Origin of the sequence: Rhodococcus sp. IEGM 1307 (genome assembly GCF_030056915.1) — a bacterium.
Classification (GTDB): domain Bacteria; phylum Actinomycetota; class Actinomycetes; order Mycobacteriales; family Mycobacteriaceae; genus Rhodococcus_F; species Rhodococcus_F opacus_D.
Genome location: NZ_JASHKW010000029.1, coordinates 78181 through 90728 on the forward strand (window position 1 = coordinate 78181; position 12548 = coordinate 90728).

10 protein-coding genes are annotated in these 12548 nt (G+C 66.3%); 6 read left to right on the top strand and 4 right to left on the bottom strand.

Annotation, left to right across the window (positions count from 1 at the left end; genetic code table 11):
• Positions 1 to 233: 233 nt before the first annotated feature.
• From QM841_RS38455 to QM841_RS38480, 6 genes are all read left to right on the top strand, one after another.
• Positions 234 to 2222: a cutinase family protein gene (locus tag QM841_RS38455; protein WP_283336052.1), complete on the top strand. Its 1989-nt coding sequence runs from the start codon at positions 234 to 236 to the stop codon at positions 2220 to 2222.
• Between the two features lie 305 nt (positions 2223 to 2527).
• Positions 2528 to 2797, top strand: coding sequence for a hypothetical protein (locus QM841_RS38460; RefSeq protein WP_283336053.1), 270 nt, complete (start codon positions 2528 to 2530; stop codon positions 2795 to 2797).
• Between the two features lie 582 nt (positions 2798 to 3379).
• Positions 3380 to 5377: an ADP-ribosyltransferase gene (locus tag QM841_RS38465; protein WP_283336080.1), complete on the top strand. Its 1998-nt coding sequence runs from the start codon at positions 3380 to 3382 to the stop codon at positions 5375 to 5377.
• Positions 5378 to 5445: 68 nt separating this feature from the next.
• Positions 5446 to 5616: a hypothetical protein gene (locus QM841_RS38470; RefSeq protein WP_283336054.1), complete on the top strand. Its 171-nt coding sequence runs from the start codon at positions 5446 to 5448 to the stop codon at positions 5614 to 5616.
• Complete coding sequence (locus tag QM841_RS38475; protein WP_502943322.1) at positions 5613 to 6707, top strand: ADP-ribosylglycohydrolase family protein; 1095 nt, start codon at positions 5613 to 5615, stop codon at positions 6705 to 6707. The genes QM841_RS38470 and QM841_RS38475 overlap by 4 nt, the downstream gene beginning before the upstream one ends.
• A 544-nt stretch (positions 6708 to 7251) precedes the next feature.
• Complete coding sequence (locus QM841_RS38480) at positions 7252 to 7422, top strand: hypothetical protein (RefSeq protein ID WP_283336055.1); 171 nt, start codon at positions 7252 to 7254, stop codon at positions 7420 to 7422.
• A gap of 614 nt (positions 7423 to 8036) precedes the next feature.
• Here QM841_RS38480 and QM841_RS38485 read toward each other — a convergent pair.
• The 4 genes from QM841_RS38485 to QM841_RS38500 all read right to left on the bottom strand — a co-directional run bounded on the left by QM841_RS38485 (position 8037) and on the right by QM841_RS38500 (position 12501).
• Positions 8037 to 8708 (bottom strand): enoyl-CoA hydratase-related protein, encoded by a 672-nt coding sequence (locus tag QM841_RS38485; protein ID WP_283336056.1) that lies wholly within the window; start codon positions 8706 to 8708, stop codon positions 8037 to 8039.
• Between the two features lie 444 nt (positions 8709 to 9152).
• Positions 9153 to 9935 (bottom strand): acyl-CoA thioesterase, encoded by a 783-nt coding sequence (locus tag QM841_RS38490; protein ID WP_283336057.1) that lies wholly within the window; start codon positions 9933 to 9935, stop codon positions 9153 to 9155.
• Between the two features lie 313 nt (positions 9936 to 10248).
• Complete coding sequence (locus QM841_RS38495; protein WP_283336058.1) at positions 10249 to 11169, bottom strand: SDR family NAD(P)-dependent oxidoreductase; 921 nt, start codon at positions 11167 to 11169, stop codon at positions 10249 to 10251.
• A gap of 129 nt (positions 11170 to 11298) precedes the next feature.
• Positions 11299 to 12501, bottom strand: a complete 1203-nt coding sequence (locus tag QM841_RS38500) for an acetyl-CoA C-acyltransferase (RefSeq protein ID WP_283336059.1) — start codon at positions 12499 to 12501, stop codon at positions 11299 to 11301.
• Positions 12502 to 12548: the final 47 nt, after the last annotated feature.

Genomic DNA, 12548 nt, shown 5'->3' on the forward strand with positions numbered 1-12548 from the left:
ACTGCTAGTGCAGCTAGCGGTTCTCGCAACACAGGTGGCAGGCGAGGCGCGAAGGACGGCCAGGCAGAAGAAGTTATCCACATACCCCGTTGAATTCCGCTACCCGATTCGGTCACCGTATGCACCTCACCCCATCGGTGCGTGTTCTCCGGAGGCTGCGCAGCGCATGGTCTTCCCGGAACCCGCGCCGAGGGGTGAGTGCTCATAGCTCGCCGGCGACAGATGAGGTGTCCATGCCCGCAAGACGTTCGAGAGCCCGCCACCTGGTGGCTCTGGTTGTGTGCGCGACCGTCGCCGGCGGCAGTGTCGCGTTGACAGCCCCCGCTATCGCGCACGCCGACCCCACCGGCTGTGCGGCGACGTTCAATCTGCTCATCCCCGGTACCTGGGAAACCGATGAGAACGCCGACCCCCACCAACCGGTGGGGATCCTCAAACCGGTCGCGGACGCCATCACCGCCGCCCACGGTGACCGGGCGCAGGTCTACACCCTCCCGTACATGGCCCGCGCGTTCGACAACGGACACACCTACGCCGACAGCAAAATCGACGCCCTCACCAAGTCTGAGGTTGTGCTCACCGACGTCGCGAGCAAGTGCACGAACACGAAGTTCACGATCACCGGCTACTCCCAGGGCGCCGATGCCGCCGGCGACCTTGCCTCTCGGATCGGCAACGACCACGGGCCGGTGCCCGCTGATCGTGTCCTGGCAGTCGGCCTGCTCGCCGACCCCGGCGCCGGCACCCAGGGCTCCGCCGTTGTGGGCCCGCGCACCTCCGGTCACGGCATCGCTGATCCACGCCCCCAGGGAATGGGCACGCTCTCCGGCCGGGTTGCCTCGATCTGCGATCCCGGGGACCTGTACTGCTCGATCCGCAAGGGCGACAACCCCCTCCTCGGCTCGCTCGGGTCGATTCTGAGCAAGACCCCCAGCACGAACGGTGACACCAGCAACACCGGCGGCACCGGCAACGCCCAGCTGGCCACCGCCCTGACCTCGGACTTCTCCGGCGCCGACCTACCCGCACTCGGCCGGGGTGTCACCGTCCTCGGACAGCAACTCTCGCAGCCGAACATCGATGTCGGCGGCGTCGCGGCCACGGCATCGTCCATCGCCGGCACGCTCGAACCGATCGTGGATTTGATCGACTCCGGGACCGCACATGCCGCCACCGCACAGCTCGCCGCCGCCCCGGTGGAAAGCCCCGAACACAGTGCTTCCCAAGTGCTCTCGAATGCCGGGGCATCCGATCTGTCCGCCGCGCTGACCACGGTGACGACGATCGCCGACACCGCGGGGAAGCTGGCCGGGTCGGGCTCGTCGACCGTGGCCGGGGCATCCGGGGACGCGGCGCAGCTGTCGGCCGCAGCCAATACCCTCGGTGGTCAAGTCGCCCCGCTGACATCGGTTCCCGCCGATGCGCTCGCATCGGCCTCGAATGTGCTGTCGGTGCTCAAACCCGCCACCGTGGTGGGCCAGGTGCTGAACGTCGCCACCGGGGTGACCGCTCTCGACGTGCCCGGCATTCTCCGTAACCTCACGGCGTTGCCGCAGAAGGTCGCCGCGCTCGACGCCCACGGTGCGCACCAGGTGGCGGGGGAGCTGAACAACCAGTTCGCGCCGTTGGTGAAGATGGCCGCGGCCGTGGATCTGCGCTGGGTGTCTCGGGTGTTGTCGGTCATCCCGGACCCCACCGGGTACACCCAGATCGCCGCACTTGTCGCGTCGATCCTGGGAGGCGTCGACGTCATCCGGCTGGCCACCCTGATCGGGCAGATTCAGGAAATCGCCTGGACCGCGGTCGAGAAACTGCTGCCGCCCCCCGGGCAGGCACCCGACCCGCTCGGCGCGGGTGCCGCGATGGCGGGCCTGCTGCCCGTCGGCCTCGACCTGGCCTCGGTGGCGGTGAACATGCTCTCCGGCAAGGCCTCCAAGACCCCACCGGAACTACTCGGCAAGAAGTCAAGCGCGGCCACCGGCATCAGCACCCACACGGAGAACGTTGATCTGCCGGCGCTGACCGGCTCGCTGACGACCATGGCCCAGTCCCAGGGTGCCGAGGACCTGACCGCCCTGGTCGGCGAAGGCCTCAAGGCTGCGAGCTTTTTCACCTCCGGTGCCCACACCAACTACAACTCTCTGGTCGTCGACAACGCCGGCCGCAACGCGATCACCTGGCTGTCCGACTGGCTGAATCTGCAGATCGGACGGTCCGTATGACCTCCCGCGCCCACAATTGTAGGGTCTCAGATTCGGCTGCCCCGTCTCGAAACGGACCGCACTTCGGGTGCATTTGTGCAGTTGAAGTGAGACACGCCGAAAGGCTTGAAAGCGATCTCGGTGGCCCACTCCTGATTCGTGCCACCCGATGAGTCACACCCCACTGGAGGCTGAAGTCCTTGCCGCCGCCCGAGAATTCGCAAACCCGCACCCGCGCCCCTGGAAGAAATGTCGCAGATCGGAGACAGATGAAGTGACCACGCCGTGAGACAAGATCGATCGCCGCTGGTCAGCGTGCCCGCGACATGCGACCAGCTCGGAGACCCTACAACAATCCCGCCGCCCGCTGGACCTTCTGCACTCTGTGTCATCACCGCGGCTATCACAGCCGCGCCGACGCCAAAGCGGTCCGCAAAAGGCACCCCGGCGAGAAGGGACTCGCCGTGTTCGTCTGCCCGCACACCACGGGCCTGTTCCACATCGGTCACCGCCCCGACGCGCTGAGCAACGGTCAGATCGACCGGCAACGACTGCGCAACCAAGCGGCCCGAACAGCGGGCGACCGACGAGGATGAGCTGCCACAGCATCACGATCCGACCCCCGATCGCCCTGCCGTTCAGTGCCCTCCGCTGTTTCGGGGTCACCGGCCACCAACCTGGCATCGCCGAGAATCGCGCCCCACTGCGATCCGCAGATGACCTGACCGCTAACCGTCTATTCGAGGCTGCAGCCTGGACGAACGGCACGTCTCACGAGCAGATCTTGCTTGCGACATACAATCGTGACATTGTAAAGTCTGGACTTGGTGGGCCGCGAGAGGGTTCTCGGACATCTGCTGCCCGAGGCAGGCTGGCGCGCAACGGACCGGGGCGGGGGTGTGCACGACATGCCCCACGGCACCGTACTCATTGTGCCCGTGCACCTGGCAGGGCGGCGATGTAACCGCCTCGCCCGCTCCAAGTTCGGCGGCCGACCCGCGTGCGGGGACGCGCCGTCTGCCCAGAAAGATGCCCCGATGTGCCGCTCGAAAGCCCACGGTAGTGGCCGCCGCTGCCCCGGCTGCGGAAGCTACAAGGCCGCTGCAAAAGCCAACGCGAACAGACGACTGGGCCGCGAAGCCCGGAAAAAGGTGGTCGACCACCTGAAACAGCAGGGGCTGGCCCTGACCGCGGCCGCCGTGCAAACGGCGCCCCCGAGCGTCCTACCGGAGCTGATGGCCGCGCTGGGAATCGACCCCTCGGTGCTGGGAGACACCCCGATGCCGAGCACCCACGCCAACCCACCGTCGGCGAAACTGCTGATCGCGCACGCTGAGACCGAACGCGCGACACTCACCGCCCCGACGATCACCCCGGCACAGGCCGCACTGGAGGAGGCCGAGCACAACCTGGCCGCAGCCGACGCGGAGGCAGAAGAAGCCCGGAAGGCCGTCAACAGGCTTCGCGCCCGGCTGCGGAAGGCGAAGAAGGCCGCCGCGGAAGAGTCTGACGTCGCCGCGAAGCAGAAGGACGTCGACGACGCCAAGCAGGCGCATCTCGACGCCAAAATCCGGCAGGTCGAGGCCCGGGAAGACCTGGCAGCGGCGAAGTTTGGGCGCCGCGTTGACATGGCCACCGCCGCCGAACGCGACGCGTACTATGCGTCGCTCTCGGATGACGAGGTCGACACGATCACCCGAGCGCTGAACCGCCGCGCCGCCCCGGCCGCGGCGCAGGCTCTCTCCGCAGGCGGCCAGCCCGCCCTGGCATCGACGCCCCGCGACACCACCGTCTACACCGTGGGCACCATCGCGATGGAAACCGGCTCCGGTGTCACCGACGTCGAGGGACGCATCCTCGACGGCGGCACCGCCATCTACCGCCGCGGCTACTCGGACTTCATCATCCTGCAGCGCAGCGGCGACGCCTACCACCCGGTGGGGCAGGCCAGCAGCAAGAACGATGCTCTGGCCAAGGCAAACCGAATCCCGGTCCTGACCGCGCCTGATCCGCTGCCGACGGGCGCTACCGACATGCAGAAGCAAGCCCACGCGCTGAAGGGCGAGGTCGGGCTGCATGTGGCCCGCAAGGCGGTCTCTGGCGCCGCGTCCACGGCGGGCGCGCAACAGGCGGTGGTCGACGAGGAGATGGCCGAGGCCCGGGACACACTGACTCACGCGCTCGGCGGCGGACCGGCCCGCGCCGATATCCACGACGGCATCAAACGGCACAAGATCGCGTTGCGCGAGCAAGCGGCGGACGCGGCCGGGCAGCAGGCGCGGGCGAAAGCCCTCACCGGCGGTGCGAGCAAGGCCGAGGCCGGCGCCGCGTACGCCAAGGCGCACCGGCGCGCCCTGGGGACGCCCACGGTCGGTGGTGGGGTGATCCCGCACTTCGACCACGACATCCCACCGCACAGCCTCGGCGCCGACAAGCACGCCAGCCTCTGGCGCAGCGGAATCCGCGCCTACGGCAAGGAAACAGCCGGCGACTACAGCGTGATCGCGCAGAAGGCGGGGGACCTGAAGGCATGGGGGTTCCAGGTGGGCCCAGGTGGGCAGGTGCAGACCTCGAGCATCGGGTCGCTGACCACGTCGAACGCGCAGTTCGTGCAGAAGATGCTCAGCTACCAAGAGCGGACCGCGCTGACCACCTACACCGGCGGGAGCTACCACGCGATCAATGCGGCGATCACCGGCCGCGACCCGAGTCCGTCCGGGCACGTCAAGACCGTGGTGTCGCAGCTGGATTCGGCGTTCGGAAAGTTTCGTGAGCACAACCCGAACACGGCGCCGATGACACTTGTGCGCGGTACCCGAGTGCCGAGCGGGTGGAAGGGCAGCACCGAGGAGTACATCGACGCCGCATTCACGGTCGGTTCCCGCATGCAGATCGGCAAGGTGACCAGCTTTAGCACCAATCACGGCACTGCGAACGCCTTCGCCGGCCACCCGCCGTACATGATGGTTGTCCGCACCCGGGACGGGCTGCCGCTCAAGTCGATCTCGAACTTCTCCTCGGAGGACGAGGTCGTGCTCCCGATGGGCACCAATCTGCGGTGCGTGAAGGTCGATCACAAGGGCATCGGCGGCCGGCCGACGGTCTACATGGTCGCCGAAGACCTGGTCGCCGAAGCCGACAGCGGCACTGGCGGCGGCGCGACCAAGGCCGCGTAACCCATTCTCTACCAGCTAAAATGACACGTCCCCTCTTTCAGAGGGGCGACGAGGGAAGGACTACGGCGATGGCCGCACTCAGCGACGAGCAGCTCGACGAGATCCGCTGGCAGCTCGATCAGGGGATGACCCCCGACGCGATCGCCGACTACCTCGGCCGCGTCGCCGACCTGGACCTCATGGACATCGAGACCGTCCGCACCGCCGCCTACGCCATCTCGCGAGGAGAGACCCCATGACCGTGACGCCGTCGATGAGCCACCACACCGCGCCGGCCGACACCCAGATCCGGTACGCCAACGCGTTGACCGGACTGGCCGCCGGTGACGCCTGGGGCTATCAGGTCGAATTCACCAGCTACGCTCAGATGCCGGCCTATCCGGTCGCCCCTCCCGCCGGTCGGTGGTGGGTGATCTCAGATGACACGCAGATGACTCTTGCCCTTCACCGTGCTCTGGCCGAGGTTCCCGACTTCGACGACATCGAGAACGTTACCGACGCGATTACTCGGCAGTTCCTGTTGTGGCAGGTCGACCCCGACAACACCCGGGCGCCGGGCCGCACCTGCATGACGTCGCTGCGCAACCTGCGCGCCGGCGCCTGCTGGTACGACACCGACGGCGCCGTCGAATCCGCCGGCTGCGGGGCAGTGATGCGCCTGGTCCCCACCGCCTTCGCTCCCGAACCGTATTGGTTGGGCCTGACCGCTCTTCAGGCGGTGATCACCCACAAACACCCGCGGGCCGTGGTGCCCGCGTTGCTGCTTGCCGACGCCACCCGCCACGCGCAGGAGTACTGCGGCAGGTTCCTCAAGCACGCCCTGACCGTGGCGGCGCAGATCCACAACGGCACCAGCACCTGGACCACGGATCCGTACCTGCGGGATGTCCTCGCCCCGATCACCGGGGACGTGCCGTCATACCTGGTAGAAGGGCTGGACGACGGGACCGCAGACATCCTCACCGCCGCCGCGGGCCGACTCGAACAGCTGCGCACTCTGCCGCCAGCCGAATTCGGGGACCCCTGTGCCGGGATCGGTGAGGGGTGGGAGTCGGCCAGTGCGGTCGCCCTGGCGCTGCTGGTCGCCGACCTTGCCACCTCCGATGATGACGCTGCCGCCGCCCTGACGGGGCCGGAGGCACTCGCCTGGGCGTCCACCAGCAACGGCGACTCCGATTCCATCGCCTGCATCGCCGGCGGCATTATCGGCTCCGCCCACCCCGAGAGTGGTTACTGGGCCGCCGCGGGCTTGGCGCCTGAATTCGAGCCTCGTTACGCCGAGGAGATCGCCACCGCAGCATGTCGGCTCCCGGCCGGTGGCACTGCCTGACGCACCTGCAACGCCAGGTCAGCGATCTACAGAAGGCGCGGGACCGGTCACCGATCCCCCATGGCACATCGGAGCACCGGACCGGAGAAATCGTCGACCATGGACCTGTACCTACCAGTGGTTATCAGGGTAGGGCGCTGGCGGTAGGAAGCTAGGACGGATCATCCGAATCCTGTCGGGCTGGTTACCTTCTGGCCTGTCAGACCTGTAGACGAAGGCGCTTTGCGGGATACTGACCCACTCGATGGCCCAGACATTGCCGAGCCGATGAACCCTCGGTGAGCTGCCGTCTTCGAGTGTGACATCGATCTGCACCTCGGGCTCGGCGTTACCGTGGAGGACCCACCACGATTCGCCTGGAACGTCCCCAGGCGTCTGCTCCTCGATCAGGCTCATCGCGTTGGGAAGGAGCGGGGGACTCCACATAGATCCCACCGTCGCCGGCCTGGCTCGGGCGCACTTGGCCGACCAAGCACCGGTACACAAGCGGCCGCCGACCAGGCCGCCCGCGACGCCCTTACACGAGAACGCGCCGCTCCCGGTCGTGGTCGAGGTCGAACTCGACCAGGGCTACTACGACCGCGGCATCGTCGCCCGCCGCAACGCCCACACCCACCTTGACGACGTCACCGACATCCTCGACGGCATCGAAGAAGAAGCCGACAAACTCCTCGTCGACCTGCTCGCCATCCTCGACTGCACCGAAATCGACTGACGGAGTGCTGTTCCCGACGCGGGGATACGTCGAACACGGTGCGATAACCGAAATTATCGTCGCCGAGTGCGCACAAACCATGAGTGACACAGAGGACGTCAGTCGAGGAGCGGTGTCGCGGGCGTGGTGTATGTTCCACGGTTCCGTGTCGGTTTCCAGATTTCGCGTCGGTGGGGTGTCGGTTTTCCGCATTTCGTGTCGGCAGGAAGCCCCAATTAGACACGTTTTCGCAGGTCGCAAGGCTGGCTGACTGATCTGCTACTGCTGAGGCGCTTGAGAAATCCGACGGAATGCCAGGAAACCCGTTCCGACAAGCTGACTGGAAAGCCCAGGTCACCAACTTGGACGACCGACATCGGACGTCGGAACCTACACGTGGTTCTGTAGGTTCCGGCGACGCGGTGTCGCTTTCTATTTCGTGTCCCTTGCCCCCGGCTTCCCACGGAGATAATCGACGATCGTCCGATAACCGGCGCCGGTGGCGCCGAACTCACGGTCGCCGAGTGGCCGTCCTTGTTTGTCGATTACCGCGACGTGATCGGTGGCTTTGTGAGTGTCTATTCCCCCGTAGACGTTGTCTCACCAGGTCGTGGAGGGATACGGGTGCCGCTGTGTCAGCCCCGGGGGTTACTGCTGTCGCGCAGCGTGGCCAAAACTGTTGCGTACATCCGCGATTTGGTGATTCCGAGGGTTTCGCCGGCTTTGGCCAGATTGGCGTGGGCGATCGTGAGCGCGGTCTCCGAGATGGAGGCCTCCTCGACTGCATGGTCGACGATGCCGGCGGCCTGCGCGTCGGTGCCGCCGTAGCGGCGCGCAGTGAGCATGGCTTCATGCGCGGTCTGTGGCGACAGCCTGCTCTGCACGAGCGCTGCCATACCGCGGGGGAATGGAAGATTGATGTCCATTTCCGGCAGGCACCAGAACCCGCGATCGGCACGCATTACGCGGAAGTCGTGCGCGAGGGATAGCATCGCCCCGGCCGCGAACGCGTGGCCTTGAATGGCGGCAACGGTCATCACCGGCAGCGCGAGGAACCGAGCGTAGAGCGCCTGGACGGCGGCGATGTAGTCGTTGTGCTGGTCACGATGGGCGGACAACCAGTCGAGGTCGAGGCCGTTGGAGTAGAACTTCCCGTTAGCGACCGTCACGAGGGCGCCAGGCCCCTCGTTCTTCTCGACCTCGTCCAGTGCCGAGTTCACCGCGGCAATCCAGTCGGGGTGGAGGCGGTTCTCTCCGTCGCCGAGGTCGAGGACGAAGATGTCGTTCTGGTTCTGGAGGAAGGGCATTGGAGTTCCTTCGTATGTGGGGAGTGGAATGACCACTGGGTCCGATTGGGCTTGTTTCAGGAGATATCAGGCAAGGAGGTCCCGGCGACCCGAGGTGACATCGTGCAACGGAGCAGCCGGCTGTTGAGGAAACGGGCGAGCACTCGTTTGGCACGCTGGTATCGATCGCACCGCTGGCCTGTGCCCTTGAGATGCAGGATCGCCGCAAGCGCGGTGTCGTTTTCGTCATGCCTTATCGCCGCCCTCCGGGAGGGGCGACACCGGGTCGAGGCATGGCGTGGCGGGAATCGGCGTACCTGGGGGTGGTCGGCCGCCTCGGCTTGACGGCGGTCGCCAAGACACCCAACCCATCGCTATGCTGCCGGTCCGAGCTGGACGCCGTGCGCCGGACCCCCGGCACGACCGCCGTCTGCAGGATCGGCACAGAGTTCGCGGACACCTCCGTCATCGCGCGAACCGCACCATCCCCTCCTGGGCGGCGGCCGCGACGAGCCGTCCGGCTGAGTCGAACAGCCGCCCGGACACCAGCGCTCGTCCGGATTCAGACGACGGCGACACCTGGTCGTAGAGCAGCCAGTCGTCCGCACGGAAGTCGCGGAGGAACCACAGTGTGTGGTCGAGGGACACACCCTGCACGGGCCGGTCGGGGTGAGGCAGGATGCTAGTGGCGAGCAGATCAATGTCGCTGATGTAGGTCACCGCGCACGCGTGCACGACCGGGTCGTCCGAGAGCTTTTCGTGATGCCGGATCCAAAGCTGTTGCCGCGTCGACGAGCCGGATCCACGAGGACCCAACGTCGATCCCACCGCGCCCCACTCCGCCCGTCGCGCATGGTCCTCACCACCCGCCAGATCCTTCGGTGCGGGAACAACGGGAATGGCGCCCTGGTGGGAGAACCCGTGGTCGCCCCGGTGGAACGAGGTCATCATTGTGAAGATGGCCTCGCTGCCCTGCAGTCCGGTGACCCGGCGGGTGCAGAAGCTGCCGCCATCCCGGATACGGTCGACCGTGAAATCGGTCGGATCGAAGATCCGGCCCGACCGGAGGAAGTAGGCGTGCACGGAGTGCACCCGGTAGGTCGGATCGACGGTACGGGAGGCCGCCATCAAGGCCTGACCCGCGACCTGCCCGCCGAACATGAGGGGAAGTTCGCTCGGAATCGGCCGGGACCGGAACGTGTCCGGCAGTTGCTCCGCGAGATCGAGGATATCGTCGAGGTGTGCCATTGCTACCTGCCTTTCACTGTGACCGCAGACTGACCACTGGCGGCATCGCAAGCGCAGGAACGGGTTGAACCGATACCGTGCCGAGCCCATGCCCTCGCGACCGATCTGCCGTACGACCCCTGGGACCAACCCATACACGGGAAAGGCCGACTCGGGCAGCGGCGTTGAAATAGTGACGGTGTTCGGACACGCTTCGGATGGCACCACTTCGAGAACTTCCGTCTCAACCCAGCCGGGACGTCGACGGATGAGATCTGCCGCGACGCGTTGGGCGGCCTTGGTTTACAAATCGCTCCGCCAGCGTTGGCCTCTGTCAATTGGTCAATGAACTGCCTCGAAGTACCGATTCGAGAGCTGGATTCACAGTGATCAGTTCGCGGGTGACGAGTTCGGCCAGATCTGTTGCAGGGATGAAATCGCCCTGATCTTCGACGAGGCTTGCACTTACATCGGCCCACCCTTCGGGGGTGTTGGACGTTGGACGGATTGCAGGCATGACCCCAAACCCTCCACGCCGAGCGTGGCCACCTCCGACCCGGAAAGTCTTGGCCGCTGCGGCCTGGGTGGCGGGATGTGCAAGCCATACCACAAAGGATGCGACGCGTTCTGTCGTGAAGTGCTCGCGCATGGTGGCTTCGACTTCTGGAAGCCACCGTCCGTTCTCCTCATGAAGCGGCGTCCAGGCACCTGGGATTATGGTGTGCACTCGGATTCCCAGTGGATCGCCCTCAAGAGCGAGCGTATTGCTCAACCCCCAAACTGCGGCTTTGGCAGCACCGTAGGCTGAGCTCCCCGCATTTCCAAGCATGCCGGTGGAAGCGGTGTTGATGACCCGGCCCGCGCCGGATTTGGCCAGGTGCTGCCACGCTGCCCGGGTAACCTCCACTGTGCCTCGAAAACTGATGTCGAATTCGTTCCACCATTCATCTGCATTCCGGTCCGCGAAGGATCCTGTTCCCTTGACAGCGGCATTGTTGATCACAGCATCGAGTTGTCCGAAGGTGTTGAGGGCCGTGTCGACGATGCTGGCACCCTCGCCCACGACGCTGTGACTGTCGGGTACTGCCTGCCCCGCTTGCCCCTGAATTTCAGCGACAACGGATTCGGCGCGGTCCGCGTTGACATCGTTTACGACAACTCGGGCGCCGCGTGCGGCCAGCAGGAGAGCGTAGTCGCGACCAATTCCGCGTCCAGCACCGGTGACCAGTGCGACCCGGCCCTGAAAGTCAAGCATGTGAACCCTCCGCTTCTCTTCTCTTACTTTCTTCTCGCAGGAGCTTGCGGCCGACCCCGATCATCAGATCGATTCTGTGGGTGCTGCCGGTGACGACTACGTTGGTGCCCACGACGTCGAACAGTCCGTTCACAACGCGACCTCGAACAGTCCGGCGGCACCCATGCCGCCTCCGATGCACATGGTGACGACGACGTAGCGCACGCCGCGGCGCTTGCCCTCGATCAGCGAGTGGCCGACGAGGCGGGCTCCGGTCATGCCGTACGGGTGCCCGACGGAGATGCCGCCGCCGTTGACATTGAAGCGGCCGGGGTCGATGCCGAGCTCGTCGCGGCAGTACACGGCCTGGGACGCGAACGCCTCGTTGAGCTCCCATAGCCCGATGTCGTCGATCGTCAGGTCGTGTTGCTTCAGCAATTTCGGGATGGCGAAGACCGGTCCGATGCCCATCTCGTCCGGTGCGCCGCCGGCGACGGCGATACCGCGGTACGTGCCGAGCGGAGTCAGCCCGCGGCGCGATGCCTCCCCCGCCTCCATCAGCACCGATGCGGACGCGCCGTCCGAGAGCTGCGAGGCGTTGCCCGCGGTGACGGTCGAGTGCGCGGTGACCTGCCCATCCGGCAACACCGCCTTCAACCCGGCGAGCGACTCGAGCGTGGTGGACGGGCGGTTGCCCTCGTCCTGCGTCAGCGTGACCTCCCGCTCGGAAACCTCACCGGTGGCCTTGTCCACGACCTTCAGGATCGAGGTCAGCGGGACGATCTCGTCGTCGAACTTCCCGGCGGCCTGCGCGGCGGCGGTGCGCTGCTGGGAAGCCAGCGCCAGCTCGTCCTGACGATCCCGGCTCACCCCGTAGCGCTCGGCGACGATCTCCGCGGTGTGCAGCATCGGCATGTAGATCGAGGGGACGTTCTCGACCAGCCACGGATCGGTGGCCCGGTAGCGGTTCATGTGGTCGTTCTGCACCAGCGAGATCGACTCGACGCCGCCGCCGACGGTGATCTGCATGCCATCGTGCACGATCTGCTTGGCGGCCGTCGCGATCGCCATCAACCCGGACGCGCACTGCCGGTCCAGGCTCATCCCGGACACCGTGTCGGGCAGACCGGCACGCAGAAGTGCCTGCCGCGCAACGTTGCTGCCAGTCGAGCCCTGCTGCAGTGCGGCACCGACGACGACGTCCTCGACCTCCCCGCCGTCGAGGCCGGCGCGCTGCACGGCGTGTCTGATCGCGTGCCCGGCCAGCTCCTGGCCCTGGGTGTCGTTGAGCGCGCCGCGGAACGCCTTGCCGATCGGTGTCCGGGCGGTGGAGACGATGACTGCTTCCCTCATGGGAACTCCTTACGAAACGCGGCTACGCCGCAGTGGTGCGGGAAAAA

Bases quoted from the DNA above. Each gene is read 5' to 3' on its own strand.
- QM841_RS38500 (WP_283336059.1), bottom strand. From the start codon at position 12,501: ATGAGGGAAGCAGTCATCGTCTCCACCGCCCGGACACCGATCGGCAAG.
- QM841_RS38455 (WP_283336052.1), top strand. From the start codon at position 234: ATGCCCGCAAGACGTTCGAGAGCCCGCCACCTGGTGGCTCTGGTTGTG.
- QM841_RS38485 (WP_283336056.1), bottom strand. From the start codon at position 8,708: ATGCCCTTCCTCCAGAACCAGAACGACATCTTCGTCCTCGACCTCGGC.
- QM841_RS38490 (WP_283336057.1), bottom strand. From the start codon at position 9,935: ATGGCACACCTCGACGATATCCTCGATCTCGCGGAGCAACTGCCGGAC.
- QM841_RS38470 (WP_283336054.1), top strand. From the start codon at position 5,446: ATGGCCGCACTCAGCGACGAGCAGCTCGACGAGATCCGCTGGCAGCTC.
- QM841_RS38475 (WP_502943322.1), top strand. From the start codon at position 5,613: ATGACCGTGACGCCGTCGATGAGCCACCACACCGCGCCGGCCGACACC.
- QM841_RS38460 (WP_283336053.1), top strand. From the start codon at position 2,528: ATGCGACCAGCTCGGAGACCCTACAACAATCCCGCCGCCCGCTGGACC.
- QM841_RS38495 (WP_283336058.1), bottom strand. From the start codon at position 11,169: ATGCTTGACTTTCAGGGCCGGGTCGCACTGGTCACCGGTGCTGGACGC.